The 16,673-nt window shown below is 72.6% G+C and carries 11 protein-coding genes and 1 pseudogene; 10 read left to right on the top strand and 2 right to left on the bottom strand.

From position 1 onward, the window contains the following. Positions 1-8: 8 nt before the first annotated feature. The 4 genes from J3P38_RS12725 (at position 9) to J3P38_RS12710 (ending at position 2,533) form a co-directional block, all read left to right on the top strand. The gene (locus J3P38_RS12725; RefSeq protein ID WP_210503896.1) at positions 9-818 is read left to right on the top strand and encodes a thymidylate synthase; all 810 of its coding nucleotides are present in this window, start codon (positions 9-11) and stop codon (positions 816-818) included. Beyond that, entirely contained in the window at positions 815-1,309 is a 495-nt protein-coding gene (locus J3P38_RS12720; protein WP_210503895.1) for a dihydrofolate reductase, read from the top strand. Before J3P38_RS12725 ends, J3P38_RS12720 begins: the two co-directional genes overlap by 4 nt. Continuing rightward, positions 1,306-1,656 carry a GntR family transcriptional regulator gene (locus J3P38_RS18425; RefSeq protein WP_210503894.1) on the top strand — a complete coding sequence of 117 codons (351 nt, stop codon included), beginning with the start codon at positions 1,306-1,308 and terminating at the stop codon, positions 1,654-1,656. The genes J3P38_RS12720 and J3P38_RS18425 overlap by 4 nt, the downstream gene beginning before the upstream one ends. Positions 1,657-2,122: 466 nt before the next feature. Beyond that, positions 2,123-2,533: an NUDIX hydrolase gene (locus tag J3P38_RS12710; protein WP_307807897.1), complete on the top strand. Its 411-nt coding sequence runs from the start codon at positions 2,123-2,125 to the stop codon at positions 2,531-2,533. 46 nt (positions 2,534-2,579) lie between these two features. Here J3P38_RS12710 and J3P38_RS12705 read toward each other — a convergent pair whose 3' ends face one another. Continuing rightward, on the bottom strand, positions 2,580-2,987 hold the full coding sequence (locus tag J3P38_RS12705) for a TfoX/Sxy family protein (RefSeq protein WP_210503892.1): 408 nt from the start codon (positions 2,985-2,987) through the stop codon (positions 2,580-2,582). Between J3P38_RS12705 and dapA the strand changes: the two genes are divergently transcribed. Genes dapA through J3P38_RS12690 form a run of 3 tightly spaced genes read left to right on the top strand, consistent with a single transcriptional unit; the run spans position 2,986 to position 7,426 of the window. Then, positions 2,986-3,876 carry a 4-hydroxy-tetrahydrodipicolinate synthase gene (gene dapA / locus J3P38_RS12700; protein ID WP_210441244.1) on the top strand — a complete coding sequence of 297 codons (891 nt, stop codon included), beginning with the start codon at positions 2,986-2,988 and terminating at the stop codon, positions 3,874-3,876. The genes J3P38_RS12705 and dapA overlap by 2 nt on opposite strands. A gap of 23 nt (positions 3,877-3,899) precedes the next feature. Further along, positions 3,900-5,585 (top strand): ribonuclease J, encoded by a 1,686-nt coding sequence (locus tag J3P38_RS12695; RefSeq protein WP_210503891.1) that lies wholly within the window; start codon positions 3,900-3,902, stop codon positions 5,583-5,585. A gap of 59 nt (positions 5,586-5,644) precedes the next feature. Then, positions 5,645-7,426 carry a sensor histidine kinase gene (locus J3P38_RS12690; RefSeq protein ID WP_210503890.1) on the top strand — a complete coding sequence of 594 codons (1,782 nt, stop codon included), beginning with the start codon at positions 5,645-5,647 and terminating at the stop codon, positions 7,424-7,426. A 105-nt stretch (positions 7,427-7,531) separates the two neighbouring features. Here J3P38_RS12690 and J3P38_RS17810 read toward each other — a convergent pair whose 3' ends face one another. After that, positions 7,532-10,954, bottom strand: coding sequence for a M4 family metallopeptidase (locus J3P38_RS17810; protein WP_307807896.1), 3,423 nt, complete (start codon positions 10,952-10,954; stop codon positions 7,532-7,534). A 212-nt stretch (positions 10,955-11,166) separates the two neighbouring features. Here J3P38_RS17810 and J3P38_RS12665 point away from each other — a divergent pair, with 212 nt between their 5' ends. From J3P38_RS12665 to J3P38_RS17805, 3 genes and pseudogenes are all read left to right on the top strand, one after another. Continuing rightward, positions 11,167-13,836 (top strand): FtsK/SpoIIIE family DNA translocase, encoded by a 2,670-nt coding sequence (locus tag J3P38_RS12665; RefSeq protein WP_210503889.1) that lies wholly within the window; start codon positions 11,167-11,169, stop codon positions 13,834-13,836. Beyond that, on the top strand, positions 13,836-15,542 hold the full coding sequence (locus J3P38_RS12660; RefSeq protein ID WP_210503888.1) for a helix-turn-helix domain-containing protein: 1,707 nt from the start codon (positions 13,836-13,838) through the stop codon (positions 15,540-15,542). The genes J3P38_RS12665 and J3P38_RS12660 overlap by 1 nt, the downstream gene beginning before the upstream one ends. 98 nt (positions 15,543-15,640) lie before the next feature. Next, positions 15,641-16,597, top strand: a pseudogene (locus J3P38_RS17805) (serine hydrolase domain-containing protein); the annotation flags it as partial. Positions 16,598-16,673: the final 76 nt, after the last annotated feature.

Genomic DNA, 16,673 nt, shown 5'->3' with positions numbered 1-16,673 from the left:
GTCGCCCTGTGCGCGCTTACCTCGACCTGCTCCAGCGGATCCTCGACGAGGGAGTGGAGAAGACCGACCGCACCGGCACCGGGACCCTGAGCGTGTTCGGCCACCAGATGCGCTTCGACCTGTCCGCGGGCTTCCCGCTCGTGACGACGAAGAAGGTGCACACCCGGTCGGTGTTCGGCGAGCTGCTGTGGTTCCTGCGCGGCGACACCAACGTAAAGTGGCTGCAGGACCGCGGCATCACGATCTGGGACGAGTGGGCGGACGACAACGGCGACCTCGGCCCCGTCTACGGCCACCAGTGGCGCTCCTGGCCGACGCCGGACGGCCGGCACGTCGACCAGGTCGCGCGGCTGGTCGAGGGCATCCGCACCAATCCCGACTCGCGCCGGCACATCGTCTCGGCGTGGAACGTCGCCGACGTCGACGACATGGCGCTGCCGCCGTGCCACACGCTGTTCCAGTTCTACGTCGCCCCCTCGGACACCGGTCGCGGCCGCCTGTCCTGCCAGCTCTACCAGCGCTCGGCCGACACCTTCCTCGGCGTGCCGTTCAACATCGCCTCCTACGCCCTGCTCACCCACATGGTCGCCCAGGTGACCGGGCTCGAGGTCGGCGACTTCGTGCACTCGATCGGCGACGCGCACCTCTACCTGAACCATGTCGAGCAGGCGCGGCTCCAGCTCGCCCGCGAGCCGCGTCCGCTGCCCCGACTCGTGCTCAACCCGGACGTCACCGAGATCGACGCCTTCGACCTCGAGGACATCTCGGTCGAGGGCTACGACCCGCACCCGGGCATCAAGGCGCCGATCGCCGTATGACACCCGGTGGCAAGCGTGTCGTGATGGTCGCGGCGGTGGCCGAGAACGGGGTCATCGGCAGCGGTCCCGACATCCCCTGGTCGATCCCGGGCGAGCAGGCGGGGTTCAAGGCGCTGACGATGGGCCGCGTCCTGCTGATGGGCCGCACGACCTACGAGTCGATCGGCCGGCCGCTGCCCGGGCGGACCACGGTCGTGCTGACCCGCGACGCCGACTGGTCGGCCGACGGCGTGCTGGTCGCGCACGGCATCGAGGCGGCCCTGGCGCAGGCCGACCTGCTCGACGGGGACGTCGCCGTCGCCGGTGGGGGCGAGGTGTACGCCGCCGCCCTGCCGTTCGCCGACGAGCAGGTGATCACCGAGGTGCCGCTGCGTCCCGACGGCGACGCCTTCTACCCGGTGTTCGACCACGCCGAGTGGGAGGAGTCGCGGCGCGAGCACCACGACGGGTACGACCGGGTGTGGTGGCAGCGCAGGGACCCCGCGGCGTGAACCTCACCGTCGACCCCGGCTCGGACGTGCCGCCCTTCGAGCAGGTGCGGGACGGGATCCGCGCGCAGGTCGACACCGGTGCCCTCGCCCCCGGCCACCGGCTGCCGCCCGTGCGGGCGCTCGCCTCCTCGCTGGGCCTGGCCGCCAACACCGTCGCGCGCGCCTACAAGGAGCTCGAGGCGACCGGCGTCGTCGAGACCCGCGGACGAGCCGGCACGTTCGTCGCCGGGCGCGGGGTCGGCCGGTCGCTGCGGGAGGCCGCGGCGTCGTACGTCACCGCCGTGCGCGCCCTCGGGGTGCCAGACGACGAGGCGCTCGCGGCCGTACGACGCGCGCTCGGGTCGTAGCGCTCCTCGGCTAGGGGACGTCCGGCGCGACGCGCGCGAGGAACGCCGTCTGCCGCCTGCGTCATGCGAACGCGTACGTATAGGTGCGGCTCCGCATGACGTCCGCCGCCTGCGTCATGCGAACGCGTACGTATAGGTGCGGCTCCGCATGACGTCCGCCGCCTGCGTCATGCGAACGCGTACGTATGGGTGCGGCTCCGCATGACGCAGCGGTGGCCCGCCGGGGAGGCCCCACGACGTGATTCGGATCATGCGGCCCACCGGGGAATGAACCGCCGGTCCCTCCCGTTGACCCCGTCAGCTGGTCCGCATCATGCCCCCGGGCCTCACCCCTAGCCGCTACGAGCGGCCGTTCGCCGAGAGGCGGCTGACGGGCCAGCGAGCAGCATCACGCAGCCACCCGCCGGGTAAGCCCCGGTCAGGGTGGCTGCGTGCTGTCCGGGGCCGGCCTGAGATGCTCGGGTCCGTGGACGCTGCCGCCGACAAGCACATCGTCGTCGCCGCGGTGGCGCTCGTCCGCGACCAGCACGTGCTGACCGTGCGCAAGCAGGGCACGGCACGCTTCATGCTCGTCGGCGGCAAGCTCGAGCCGGGCGAGTCCGCGCTGGACGCCGCCCTGCGGGAGACCCGCGAGGAGGTCGGTCTCGACATCGGCTCCGCGACGCTGCTCGGGGAGTTCCTCTCCGAGGCGGCCAACGAGCCGGGCCACAGCCTGCACTCGACGGTCTTCTGGGTGGAGTCCGACGCCGACCCGGTGGCCTCCGCCGAGATCGCCGAGGTCCGGTGGACGCCGCTGCGCGACCACCCCGACGACCTCGCGCCGATGCTGGAGCACCACGTGCTGCCGGTGATCCGCGCCACCCTCGCCGACGGGTGACGAAGCGGTGCGCCGGCAGCTCCGCCTGACGGTCCGACAGCCCGGGTCAGCGAGGCGGAAGCGCCCGGACGAACGCCACGCCCCGGTCGACCCACAGGCGCAGCTGCTCGTCGGACGCCAGGGCGTCGCGCGACACGAGGAGCCACCCGTCGAGGGCCCGGCCGCGCATCTCCATCGGGGCGACGGCCGCGCCGTCGACCCACGTCGCGCCGTCGGAGGGGTCCACGCGGACCATGAGCGAGCCGGAGCCGCCGGCCGCGACCGCCATGCGGCCGTCCAGCATGAAGCCGAGGCCGCCGAACATCTTCCGCGAGGTGAGCCCCGGCTCGCCCTCGAGCAGGTGGTGGATGCGCTGCGCGAGCGCCTCGTCGTACGCCATGCTCCACAGTAGGCGCGCCGACGCCAGGCTCGCCGACGACACCTCGCGCCGGAGGGAGCGATAACCTTCCGGCATGAGCTCCAGCGTCCCGTTCGGTCGTCTCCTCACGGCGATGGCCACCGCGTTCCACGAGGACGGCAGCGTCGACCTCGACGGCACCGCGCGCATCGCCGCTCACCTCGTCGACAACGGCAACGACGGCGTCGTGGTCAGCGGCACGACGGGGGAGAGCCCCACCACGTCGGTGGCGGAGGACGGCGAGCTGCTCCGCGCGGTGCACGACGCGATCGGCGATCGCGCCACCGTCATCGCCGGCGTGGGGACCAACGCGACCGCGCACTCCGTCGAGCTGGCCCGCCAGGCCGAGAAGGTCGGCGTCGACGGGATCCTGCTGGTGAGCCCGTACTACAACAAGCCGGGCCAGGTCGGCCTCCGCCACCACTTCTCCGCGGTGGTCGAGGCGACCGACCTGCCGGTGATGCTCTACGACGTGCCGGGGCGCACCGCGACCCTCATCGAGCTCGAGACCTACGAGGCGATGCGCCGCTACGACCACGTCGTGTCGGTGAAGGAGGCCAGCGGCCTGCTGCCGCGCACGGCGCAGCTCGTCGACCTCGGCTACGCCGTGTACTCCGGCGACGACGTCGCCACGCTGGGCTACCTCGCCTACGGCGGCGTCGGCCTGGTGTCCGTCGTGGCCCACGCGGCCGGCAACCAGCTGGCGTCGATGATCGACGCCTGGGTGCGCGGCGACCACGCCGAGGCGCTGCGGCTCCACACCGCGCTGCTGCCGGCCTTCGACGCCGTGATGGGCGTCCCCAACTACGGAGCGACCACCGCCAAGGCAGCCCTCGAGCTGCTCGGGGTGCTCGACAACCGCCGCGTCCGCGGACCCCTCGTCGCGCTCGACGACGACGAGGTGGCAGCGCTGCGCACCGGCCTGGCTGCCGCCGGCCTGATCTGAACGACGACCCGAAGAGGATTCCCTTGAGCCACCCGCACCTCGACCTGAGCGCGCCCGCCCCCCTCCCGGCCGGAGGCCTCCGGGTCATCCCGCTCGGCGGGCTCGGCGAGGTCGGTCGCAACATGACCGCCTTCGAGTACGACGGCCGGTTGCTCCTCGTCGACTGCGGCGTGCTGTTCCCCGAGGACCACCACCCCGGCGTGGACCTGATCCTCCCCGACTTCGAGCCGATCCGCGACCGCCTCGACGCCGTCGAGGCGCTGGTGCTCACCCACGGCCACGAGGACCACATCGGCGCGACGCCGTACCTGCTGCGCGAGCGCGGCGACATCCCGCTGGTCGGCTCCAAGCTCACCCTGGCGCTGCTCGGCTCCAAGCTGCGCGAGCACCGGCTCAAGGAGACCGTGCACTTCGAGGTCGCGGAGGGGCAGACGATCACCTTCGGCCCGTTCGTCCTCGAGTTCGTCGCGGTGAACCACTCGATCCCCGACGCGCTCGCGGTCGTGATCCGCACCGGTGCCGGGGTGGTGCTGCACACCGGCGACTTCAAGATGGACCAGCTCCCGCTCGACGGGCGCATCACCGACCTCAACGAGTTCGCCCGCCTCGGCGACGAGGGCGTGGACCTGTTCCTCACCGACTCCACCAACGCGGAGGTCCCCGGCTTCACCACCTCGGAGAAGGACATCTCCCCGGTGCTCGAGCGGGTCTTCGCCAAGAGCGACCAGCGCATCATCGTCGCGTGCTTCGCCTCCCACGTGCACCGCGTCCAGCAGGTGCTCGACGCCGCGGTCGCGCACGGGCGCAGGGTCGGCTACGTCGGTCGCTCGATGGTCCGCAACATGGCGATCGCGCAGGAGCTGGGCTACCTCACCGTGCCGCCGGGCGTGATGGTCGACGCCAAGGACCTCGCCGACCTGCCCCCCGAGAAGCAGGTGCTGATCTCCACCGGGTCGCAGGGCGAGCCGCTCTCGGCGCTGAGCCGCATCGCCCAGCGCAGCCACAGCTTCGTCCACCTCGAGGAGGGCGACACCGTCGTGCTCGCGAGCTCGCTGATCCCCGGCAACGAGAACGCCGTCTACCGGGTCATCAACGGGCTGTCGCGCCTGGGCGCGAACGTCGTGCACAAGGGCAACGCGCTCGTCCACGTCTCCGGCCACGCCAGCGCCGGCGAGCTGCTCTACTGCTACAACATCGTCAAGCCGCGCAACGTGATGCCGGTCCACGGCGAGTACCGGCACATGCGCGCCAACGCCGACCTCGCGCGCGCCACCGGGGTGCAGAACGTCGTGCTCGCCGAGGACGGCGTGGTCGTCGACCTCGTCGACGGCGTGGCGAGGGTGGCCGGCAAGGTGGAGGTCGGGTACGTCTTCGTCGACGGCTCGACCATCGGCGACATCTCCGAGTCCTCGATGAAGGACCGGCGCATCCTCGGCGAGGAGGGCTTCCTCTCGGTGATCGTGGTGGTCGACTCGGTGACCGGGAAGGTCGTGTCGGGTCCGGAGATCCACGCCCGCGGGTTCGCCGAGGACGAGACGACGTTCGCCGAGATCCGCCAGCCGATCGTCGACGCGATCACGGCCGCGGTGCAGGACGGAGTCACCGACTCCCACCAGCTGCAGCAGACGGTGCGCCGCGTGGTGGGCCGCTGGGTCAACCGTGCGCACCGGCGCCGCCCGATGATCATCCCCGTGGTGATCGAGGCCTGAGCGCCCTACAGTCGCCCGTGGTCAGTCCAGGGTCCCGAGAGCTCGGTGGGGAGGTCGGCATGCCGCGGAACCACGGCGCGCTGAGCCGCCTGGCCGAGCTGATGCGACGCGTCAACTCCTCGACCGACACCCAGGACATCCTGGAGGAGATCGCCCACGGCGTCGTCGACGTGCTGGGCTACGGCGTCGCGGCGATCGCGCGCCTCGACGGCGACGTGCTGGTGATGACCAACGTCGCCGGGCCGCCGGAGGTCGTCGCGGAGATCCTGCACCGCCGCACGCCGGCCGATCAGATCCTCGACGAGTTCCGTGAGGCCGACAAGTGGGGCATCCTCCGCTTCGTGCCGGCCGGGCGGATGTCGGAGGAGCGGCTGCGCGCCGCCTGGATCCCCGACGTGGAGGCGAGCGCGGACCCCGACGCCTGGCACCCCGAGCACGCGCTCTACGCACCGCTCTACTCCGCGTCGGGCGAGCTGCTGGGCAACATGGCCGTCGACCTGCCCGCCGACGGCCGGGTGCCCGACGAGGCCGACCGCGAGCTGCTGGAGATGTTCGCGGTGCAGGCGGGCGTCGCGCTGTCGAACGCCCGCGAGCGCGAGCGGCTGACCGACCGGCTGCGGCTGGACCGGATGCTGACGACCGTGGCGGGGGCCGCCACCGGGCACGCGCTGACCGACGCGCTCGAGACCGCGGTGGCCGCGGTGAGGGAGGCGATGGGCACGGTCCAGACGGTCGTGCGCACGTTCCCCACCGACGCGCAGGGCAGCCAGATCGGGATCGCGACGCCGCGGCCGTACTCCCCGGACTACGACGTCCCGGCGATCCGCGACGACCTCCTCGAGATGGAGGGGCGCCCCACCCTCGTCGAGCTCGGCGTGGACGACGGCGACTCCGCGCACCTGCCGCGCAGCGCGGCGCGCATGCAGGAGCTCATGCGCGCGATGCGCGTCGACCGCGCCGTCGTGTGCCCGCTCGTCTCGCAGGAGGACCTCGTCGGCTACCTGGTGCTGGGCTTCGCCCGCCACGTCCGCCCGGTCACCCCGGCCGAGGCGGACGCGATCCTGGAGGTCGGTCGCCTGCTCGCGCAGACCGTGCGGGCCTCGCGGGTGCTGGAGACCGAGCAGCGACTCGTGCAGGAGCTGCGCGAGCTGGCCCGCTACCGCAGCGAGCTGATCGCCACGATCTCCCACGAGCTGAAGACGCCCCTCACCGCGATCCTGGGCCATGCCGAGCTCATCGCGGACCGGCACCCCGACCTGACCTCGATCGACGCGATCATCCGCAACGCGCAGCGGCTCAGCAACCTGGTCGCCAACCTGCTGCACTACTCCCGCGTCCAGGGCCGGCGCGAGACCGTACGCCGCGCCGTGGACCTCGCCGAGCTGTGCGAGGCGAGCGTGGACCTGCTGAGCATCCGGGCCAAGCAGGCGGGCGTGCGCCTGCACTTCGACCCGCCCGGACGGAGCCCCGTCGTGGTGTTCGGTGACCCCGAGGAGCTGGCGCGCGTCATCGACAACATGGTCGACAACGCGGTGAAGTACACCCCCGAGGACGGCAGCGTGTCGGTGACCATGACGGCGACGGACGACGAGGTCTGCGTCCAGGTCGCCGACACCGGGCTGGGGATCTCCGCGGCGGACCAGCAGCACGTGTTCTCGGCGTTCCACCGCTCCACCAACCCCAACGCGCTCTCCGTGCCCGGCACCGGCCTCGGCCTGCCGATCGCGCAGCGGATCGCGGAATCGCACGGCGGCACCCTGTCGGTGACGTCGGAGCTGGGCCGGGGGAGCACGTTCGCGTTCACCCTGCCGCTGCGCTCGGTGCGCGATCAGGTCGGCTGACGCCGACTCGCTCCTCGGCCCGGCACAGCGAGCGCCCCCGGGACGCCAGAGGGCCCCGGCGGATCGCTCCGCCGGGGCCCTCGTGGTGGTGCTGGTCGCTGCCGGTCAGCGCCGACGGATGCGGAACGTCAACTTGTCCTTGCTCGCCGTCACCGTGGCGGAGCCGCGGTAGATGACGACCAGGGTGTGCTTGCCGACCGCGTAGTTGCGACGGACCGTCATGACGGCCCGGCCGTCGTCGAGCTTCCGCGTGCCGACCCGCTTGCCGTCGATGCGGAAGACGACCTTGCTGCGCGGGGTCAGGCCCTTGGCCCGGACCTTGCCGATCACCGTGAAGTCGTTCCCGAAGCGCGGGCGCACGGGTGAGACCTTCGCGATGGTCCGGGAGCGGTTCACGGCCTTCCCGACCACGGTGGCGGTGAACGTCCCCGTAGAGGTCGCGAGGCTGTCGCTGCCGGAGTACGTCGCCGTCAGCTTGTTCGCGCCCACAGGGAGGTTCGCCGGGAGCGTGACCGAGGCCTTGCCGGCCGCGAGGGTGGCAGAGCCCAGCTTCGTGCCGCTGGCGTCGGTGACGGTCACCGTGCCCTCGGGCACGTCGCCGGCGGAGCCGTCGCGCTCGACCGTGACCTCGGCGGTCGAGGCGGTGCCGTACGTGGAGGGCTCGGGCCGGTGCACCGCAGTCGTCCTGGTGACCAGCTTGCAGTCGACGATTCGCACGTTGTCGACGTACCAGCCCTCGTTGCCGCCACAGCCGTCGCGACCGATGTCGAAGCGGAGCTGGACGGTGTCACCCGGGTCGGCGCCGGCCGCGGCGAGGTCGACCTGCGACTCGCCCCAGCTGCCCTTGGTCTGCCCACCGTCGGTGCCCGTGAAGCCGGGCTGGCCGGCGAGCGGGTTGGTGTTGGTGGACGGGCCGGTGATCGTCTTCGGCGCGTTGTAGATGAACGCCGACGCTGGGACCACCGTGAACGGGCCGCCGTTGAGGCTCATCTTCACGTTGCCACCGTCGTAGCCGATCTCCGTGGCGACGTAGTGCTCGAAGGTGAGCTTCGCCGAGCGGAGGCTGTCGGGCAGCTCCACGACCGGACCCGTGATCGAGTCACGGCTGGAGAAGTCACCCGGGCCGTTGACGCACTGGCCCGCGTCGGGAGCCGGTCCGTACGCCACCTTGCTCGGGTGGGACGCTCCCGTGCCGGCCGGGGCCGACGCGCGGGCCTGCCACGGCTCGTGGAACCCGCCGGTGAAGACCACCTCGTGGCTCGGGGTCCAGCCGGCCAGGCCGTCCTCGAAGTCTTCGCTCCACAGCACGTCCTCGGTGAAGCCTGCACCACAGGTGGCGGGGGCGTCCTTGCCGAGCAGCGGCTTGAAGTTGCACTTCACGGGCTCGGTCCGCATCTCCGTCGCGGCCGTCGCGGCCCGGACCGAGGCGCAGTCGTCCGCCGTGATGGGCGTCGCCGCCACCGGGATGGCGTTGGGCTGCGTGGTGAGCCTGTTGATCGGCTGTCCGACCAGGTCGACGCACGACTGCTCGAAGGCGTTCGCCGCATCGATGAAGTTGGACTGCGGCGTGAGGTACGCCGTCTGCGCGCGCCACCAGATGGCGGCGGCCCTGTCGAGGCCGAGGCCGGTCACGGCCTGCCCGTTGTAGGTGCCGCCGTCGACGACCAGGGCGTAGGCGTGGTTGGGCACACCCGAGTTGCTGTGCACGCCGCCGGCGTCAGAGCCGTTGGGGTCGCACTTGTACTCGGCGTCCGTCACCTTGCCGGGGTCGCCGTAGCACGTGGGGTTCCACATGTCGCGGATCGCGCCGCCGAAGGCCTCGGACTTCTCGCCCATGAGCCACCGGGTGGTGTCGGGACGACTGGAGACGTCCTCGGCGCGGACCGAGACGGTCACCGGGCTGGTGGTGCTCTTGAAGCGGGCACCGTCGGCCTGCGAGACCATCACGCCGTACAGGTCGGGGTCGCCGGTGAAGCCGGCCGGCGGGTCGACGTTGTTGTTGCCGATCACGATGCCGGTCGCGCCGGCGGTCTCCGCGTTGGCGACCTTCGTCGCGAACGTGCACGTGCCGCGGTCGACGTAGGCCCACCGGCCGGCGACCGCGGCGGCGTTGGTGAACGCGGTGCAGCCGTCGGTGGTCGTGGGGCCGGTCGTGTTCGCGGCGTCGGTCGCCACGACGACCTGCGCCGTCATCGCGGTGGTGGTGAAGGGCTTGGCGCCCGTGGCCGCCACGGCGACGCACGGTCCGGCGAGGTTGGCCGGGGCGGTGATCGCCATCTCGAGGCCCGGCGGGGCCGTCGCGTCGCAGTCACCGACCGTGCGCCGGGTGGTGAACTCCTCGTCCTCGTCCTCGCGACCGTTGACCAGGTCGAGCGTCTCGCCCCACACGTCGGAGTACGACTCGTTGAGCGCGCCCGACTGGTACTGGTAGATCAGGCCGGAGGTGTACTCGGTGTAGGCGTGGCCCCACTCGTGGGAGACGATGTCGTCGGACGTGACGCCGTCGCAGTAGTTGGTCGTCACGCCGTTCCAGTTGGCGTTGGGGCAGCTGATGCGTGGGTCGTTGTTGACCGTGCGCATGACCGCGCCGTTGCCGTCGTAGGAGTCGCGACCGAAGGCGTTGCGGTAGAGCCAGTAGGACTCGCCGGCGGAGTAGACCAGGTTCCGCTGGTCGACGTTGAGCCCGTCGACCGGGTCGCCCTCCTTCCACACGCGGGTCAGCACCGGGTTCTGCGCGGTGCCGGTGGCCTCGTAGAGCTCACGGTCGAGCGCGTGCGCGGCCATGGACCAGCGGTTCAGCGCCTTGCCGGTCTGGGCGTCGATGAAGACGGCGTCGCGGATGTTGTTCTCGTTCGTGACCTCGACCTGGTAGGCGAGCACGGCCTCGCCGGTCTCGCCGCGGGTGGCACCCATGCGGTAGACGACCAGCTCGGTCGTCTTGGGCGCGATGCCGGTGAGGTCGGCGGTCTCCCCGTCGTGAGCCGGCGGGTCCTCGCGGACCAGGCCGACGGCTCGCTTGCCAGCGTCGGCCGCGGAGATCCGGGGGTCGACCGACAGCGACAGGTCGGGTGCGGCGTACCCGTTGACGGCGGTGAGGTCGCCCTCGTGGTCAACCTGCACGCGAAGCATCGAGCCGAACACGCCGACGCCCTTGTAGGACTGGGTGTAGGTGATGGTCCAGCCGGCCGCGGTCTTCGCGACACCGCTGCGGACGAGCTCACCGGGACGCGCGCCGAAGTTGGCGGCGTACTGGTCGAGGTAGGCGTCGGCCTTGTCCCTCGCCGCGCCGAGGGAGTCGCCCTCGACGCTCGGCAAGAGGTCGCCCTCGCCCTTGACGCGGATGAAGCCGACCTTCTTGTTCGACTCTTCGCGCGTGACGGCGACCTGACCCTTGGCCCGGTCGGCCATGGCTGCGACGCCGTTCGTGTCGGCCCGTGCGGCCGGTGCTGCCTGCACGCCGACCGTGGGCAGCGCGGCAAGGCCCGCTCCCACGACCGCGAGTGCAAGTCCCCTGTTGAGGAGCTTCACGCTCTTTCCTCCGAATCCGAGACGCACCCGGGACCAGAGACGCCCGGGTGACCCGGGTCACAATAAGGAGGACGTCCTAGCGTTGGGAAGGGGAAAGCGGCGGATCGTCCCAATCGACCCCCCAAGGGTGGGCGGGGCCGTCTGCGCCTCTTCCGGCGACACGCAGTCCTGTGATCCGTGTGACTGGTGGGGCGTGGCCGTAGGGTCGCAGCATGGCGACCCGTACGTCTTCCCCGCCGGGGTCGCGGAGCTCGAGCACGTCAGGATCCACCAGCAGGACCAAGGGTTCGAGCACCCGATCACGGAGTACCAGCAAGCGCCCCGCCCCACGTTCCGGTGCAGCGAAGGGCCGGAGCCGCTCCGGCGCGCCCGCCCGCCGCCCCGCGCCGCGGGCCGTGCGCAACGGCCCCGGTCCGGTCTCGCGCGGCTTCGGCACGCTGGGCCGCGGGGTGGCCGCCGTGTGGCTCGGCATCGCGCACGCGCTGGGCGCGGTCGCCCGGTCGATCGGCCAGTCGGCCCGCGACCTCGACCCCGAGCACCGCCGTGACGGGGTGGGCCTGTTCCTCTTCGGGCTCGCCACGGTCGTCGCGGCAGCCGTGTGGTGGCAGCTGCCCGGCGGCACCATGGACTTCGCGCGCTCGGTGACGGCCGGCGCCGTCGGCAAGGTGGGCTGGTTCGTCCCGCTGTTCCTCGTCTGGGCCGGCTGGCGCACGCTGCGCGACCCCGAGCGCAACGGCCCTGCCGGGCGCCAGGTCATCGGCTGGAGCGCCTTCGCCCTCGGCCTGCTCGGCATCGTCCACATCGCCAACGGCAACCCGCAGCCGGTGCTCGGCGACGCCACGAACCTCCAGGGCGCCGGCGGCGCCGTCGGCTACGTGACCGCGAGCTTGCTGCTCGACCTCATGCAGACGCCGTACGTCGTCGTGCCGCTGCTGGCCCTGCTGGCGGTCTTCGGGATCCTCATCATCACCGCCACGCCCGTCTACCAGGTCCCCGCACGCCTCGCGGCGCTGCGCGACAGGGCCCTGGGTCGCACGCCGGCCGGGACGGCACCGGAGGACGAGGCGACCAAGCCGGTCCGCACCCGCCGTCGCTCCATGCTTGACCAGGACCCCGACGGCCTGGACCCCGACATGGGCGACCCCGCCTACGACAGCCCCGTCCTCGCGGACCGCGAGCTCACGAAGCGACGGAGGAGGAAGGCCGTCGCCGAGGTCGACGGCGAGCCGGAGGACTACGGCATCGACCTCTTCGCCGACCCCGACGAGGCACCGACCGAGGTCACGCCCGCGGTCGCCGCGGGCGCCGTTGCGGGTGGTGCCGCCGGCGCCGGCAAGGACGACACCGGCCCGCTCGAGCCGCCGCCGCACACGCCGCTGCCCGCCCGGGTGGAGCAGCTCGCGCTGTCCGGGGACATCACTTACTCCCTGCCCGACAACTCCTCGCTCAAGCCGGGCTCACCGCACAAGGCGCGGTCCAAGGCCAGCGACGCGGTCGTCGAGCGGCTGATGCAGGTCATGGAGGAGTTCGGGATCGACGCCGCCGTCACCGGCTACACCCGCGGCCCGACTGTCACCCGCTACGAGGTCGAGCTCGGCCCGGCGGTGAAGGTCGAGAAGGTCACCGCGCTGTCGAAGAACATCGCCTACGCCGTGGCCTCGGCCGACGTCCGCATCCTCAGCCCGATCCCCGGCAAGTCCGCGATCGGCATCGAGATCCCCAACATCGACAAGGAGATCGTCTCCCTCGGCGACGTGCTCCGCTCGAGCACCGCCCGGTCCGACCACCACCCGATGGTGGCGGGGCTCGGCAAGGACGTCGAGGGCGGCTTCGTCGTCGCCAACCTCGCGAAGATGCCGCACCTGCTCGTCGCGGGCGCCACCGGCTCCGGAAAGTCGAGCTTCATCAACTCGATGATCACCTCGATCCTCATGCGGGCCACGCCCGACGAGGTGCGGATGATCATGGTCGACCCCAAGCGCGTGGAGCTGAACGCCTACGAGGGCGTCCCGCACCTGATCACGCCGATCATCACCAACCCCAAGAAGGCGGCCGAGGCGCTCGCGTGGGTCGTGCGCGAGATGGACATGCGCTACGACGACCTCGCGAACTTCGGCTTCCGCCACGTCGACGACTTCAACAAGGCGGTGCGCGCCGGGAAGGTGGAGGTGCCGGCCGGCAGCGAGCGCGTGCTGTCGCCGTACCCCTACCTCCTGGTCATCGTCGACGAGCTCGCCGACCTGATGATGGTCGCGCCGCGCGACGTCGAGGACGCCGTGGTGCGCATCACCCAGCTCGCCCGTGCCGCCGGCATCCACCTGGTGCTCGCGACCCAGCGCCCGTCGGTCGACGTCGTGACGGGCCTCATCAAGGCCAACGTGCCGTCGCGCCTCGCCTTCGCGACCTCCTCGCTCGCCGACAGCCGCGTCATCCTCGACCAGCCCGGCGCCGAGAAGCTCGTCGGCCAAGGTGACGGCCTGTTCCTCCCGATGGGCTCGTCGAAGCCCGCCCGCATCCAGGGGTCGTGGGTCAGCGAGGCGGAGATCGCCAGGGTCGTCAAGCACTGCAAGGACCAGCTCGAGCCGACCTACGTCGAGGACGTCACCGCGCCGCAGCAGTCCAAGCGCGAGCTCGACGACGACATCGGCGACGACATGGAGCTCGTGGTGCAGGCCATCGAGCTCGTCGTCTCCACGCAGTTCGGCTCGACGTCGATGCTGCAGCGCAAGCTGCGTGTCGGCTTCGCGAAGGCCGGCCGGCTGATGGACATCCTGGAGAGCCGCGGGGTCGTCGGGCCCAGCGAGGGCTCCAAGGCCCGCGACGTCCTGGTCAAGCCGGACGAGCTCGATTCCGTGATCGCCACGTTGGAGGGGGGAGCCTGATGGGCGCCGCAGCAGTGCACGAGTCCGACCAGCACGCCGAGCACGAGCAGGTCGAGCCGAACGGACGGTCCGGGACCGACGGGCACGAGGGCCTGGCCCTCACCCCCGACGCGGTGGAGGTACGCCGTCACGCCGGCGTCGCGGCGGGAGTCGGCCTGACCGCCTCGGCCGTCGCCATCGCGTACCTCGGCCGAGCCGCCCAGTCCGGCTCCGCGCTCGACTGGGCGTTCGTGGCCGCGATGGGGGTGCTCGGCGCCTACTGGCTTGCCGGCCTCGTCGACGCCCGGACGCCCTTACTCGTCGCCGACGCCCAGGGCGTCAGGATCCGCCTGGGCCGGACGTGGCGCGGCCTGCCGTGGACGGCCGTCCACCACGTCGAGCACACGCCCCGGCAGGGCCTGCTGCGCGACGGCAGGCTCGCCGTCGTGCCGCACAACCCCGAGCTGGTGGAGTCGGAGCTGACGGGCGCCGGGAGGCGGCACGCGCGTGTCTCCCGCCTGCTGCACGGCGCCCCGTTCGCCGTCCCGCTCGGCCTGACCACCCGCGTCACCGGTGCCGACGGCGACCTCACCGACGCGCTCGGCCGGGTCGCGCGCGACGCCACCCGGATCGTGGTGCTCGAGCGGTCGAGCGAGGAGGAGTCCGGCGCAGCAGCGGAGGTCGCCGTGGTCCAGGAGGCCGCGACGGCCGAGGACGCCACGGCTGCCGGGAAGGTCGCTGGCTCCGCAGCGGTCACCCACGTCGACCCGCCGGTCGTCGCGAGCCCGACTCCGGCCGCGCTCCGGGAGGCCGGCGCCGCGCGACGCTCGGAGGTCCGCCGCGAGGTCGAGGCCGAGCAGGACGAGCTCGAGGGTCGCGAGCTGCGCCGTCCCGGCCGGGTGAGCCTGGTCGAGGAGACCCAGTCGTGGGGCGACCGCGTCCGCGCCATCGCCCGGCCCGGTGAGCCCGTCGAGCCGCTGGTGCTCGACGACTTCGAGGTCGAGCCCGCCGAGGACCCGGTCGTCGGCCCCGAGCTCGCTGCCGCCCGCACCCGTCTCGGCCTCAGCGTCGACCAGCTCGCCGAGCGCACCCGGATCCGCCCGCACGTCATCGAGGCCGTCGAGGTCGACGACTTCGAGCCCTGTGGCGGCGACTTCTACGCGCGTGGCCACCTGCGGACGCTGGCCCGCGTGCTGGGCATCGACGTGGCGCCGCTGCTGGCCTCCTACGACGAGCGCTACGCCCACGCCCCGATCAATCCGCGTCGGGTCTTCGAGGCCGAGCTGGCCACCGGCGCGCACGGCTCCATCCGCGGCACCCGGGGCGGACCGAACTGGTCGGTGCTCGTGGCGGTCGTGATGGCCCTGGTGCTGGCCTGGTCGATCGCGCGCCTCGTGATGGACACCCCGCCCGAGCTGCGCGGGGCCACCCCGGTCCTCAACGGCTCCGGCGGCCCTCAGGGCGGCGGGAACGCCCCGCCCGCCGAGCCGGTGCCGGTCGTCGTCGACGCGGCCTCCGGCGGCGCGCAGGTGGTCGTGCGCGACGGGGCGGGGGAGATCGTCTTCAAGGGCAACCTGGCCGCCGGGCAGACCCGCGAGCTCGAGGCGTCGCCACCGGTGCGCGTGCAGTCCACCGACGGCGCCGTCACGGTCTCGCTCGCCGGCGGCGAGGCACGCCCGGTGGGGGAGCGGGGTGTGCCCGGCCAGGGCACCTTCGTCGCCGACTGACAGACGCGGACGCGGGCCCTCCGCGCCCTGTCCGCTGCACAGGTGCGCACGCGACTCCCCGCCGCCGTGGTCCGGGAGCGCGTGGCATCGTTGCGCCCATGGACCTCGATCCCGCAGCGGCGCTCGACGCGCTCGTGGCGTCGGGTCGCGACCCCGGCTGCGCCGTGGCGGTCGTACGTGACGGGATCGTGGAGGTGGACCACGCGGCGGGCACCTCCGACGGCAGCCGCGCGTGGTCGTCCGACACCCTGGTGATGACCTACTCGGTGGCGAAGCCGTTCGCCGCCCTCACGGTGCTCGACGCCGTGTCGGAGGGGGCGTTCGCGCTCGACGACCCGGTCGTGGCCTGGTGGCCGGAGTACGGCGCGGCCGGGAAGGCCGGCACGACGATCCGGCACCTGCTGTCGCACCAGGCGGGGCTGCCGGCCTTCGGCCCGGAGGCGGACGAGGTCGCGTACGACGACCGCGAGGCGCTGGTCGGCCTCCTCGCCCGCGCCACGCCGGTCCACGAGCCCGGCACGGGTGTCGCTGAGCACGCGCTCACCTACGGCCACCTCCTCGACGAGGTGCTGCGACGCGCGACGGGTGAGGAGCTGGCCGAGCGCTTCGGCCGCATCGCCGCGGCCGCCGACTGGGACCTCCACCTGCGGGTGGCCGACGACGACCTCGACCGCGTCGCCACGGTCGAGGAGGTGTCGCCGACCTGGCGCTCCGACTACGTGCGCGACCCGCGCTGGGGGCCGGCCCTGGGGCGCCCGCGCGGGCTGCTCGACCCGCAGGTCCTGAACTCGTCCCGCTTCCGGCGCACGTCGTTCCCCGCGATCGCCCTGCCGCCTCGGCCCTGGGCCTGGCCCGCTGCTACGACGACGTCGCCCGCCCCGACGGGCTCGTGGCGCAGCGCCTGGGGCCCGAGCTGTGGCGGGCGTACCTCGGCCCCGCGGCGACCGGCCACGACCTGGTCCTCGACCGCGACGTCGTGTGGACGCTCGGCTTCCAGCGCGACGAGGAGGACGGTCGGCTCGAGATCGGCATGGGCGGCGCGGGCGGGTGCTCGGCCTGGACCGAGCCCGCTGCCGGGTACGGGGCGGCGTTCGTCACGCGTGGCCTGGGCGGGCACGACCGCGGCGACGA

Source organism: Nocardioides xinjiangensis, from assembly GCF_017916455.1.
GTDB lineage: Bacteria > Actinomycetota > Actinomycetes > Propionibacteriales > Nocardioidaceae > Nocardioides > Nocardioides xinjiangensis.
Note: the sequence above shows the minus strand (reverse complement) of the source record. Positions and strands in the feature narration are given on the sequence as shown.